Here is a 255-nt window from a genome sequence, read left to right as displayed (position 1 = left end):
CAAAATCCGGTGACACCCTGATATTTGACTTTACTGACAGTGATGACGAGGCGGCGGGCCTGATTAACTGTACCAGACCGACACTGGAGTCCGGTCCATTCAGTGCCGTCCTGACACATTTATGTGCGGGCATGACCTGGAATGAAGGGATCATGGACCGAATCCGGATCGACAGCCGTCCGGGCAGTATCGTGGATTGCAATTTCCCGGCACCAGTGGCGTCCGGGGTTATCAATTCGGGCTGGGCCGCCTTGG

General features: G+C 56.5%; 1 protein-coding gene. It reads left to right on the top strand.

Annotated features, from left to right (window positions below; translation table 11 throughout):
- The coding region (locus tag ACOSDM_RS20325) for a hydantoinase B/oxoprolinase family protein (protein ID WP_420726355.1) at nt 1-255 on the top strand (255 nt) is incomplete at both ends.

This window comes from Hwanghaeella sp. LZ110 (genome assembly GCF_048892525.1).
GTDB lineage: Bacteria > Pseudomonadota > Alphaproteobacteria > UBA8366 > Aestuariispiraceae > Pacificispira.
Note: the sequence above shows the minus strand (reverse complement) of the source record. Positions and strands in the feature narration are given on the sequence as shown.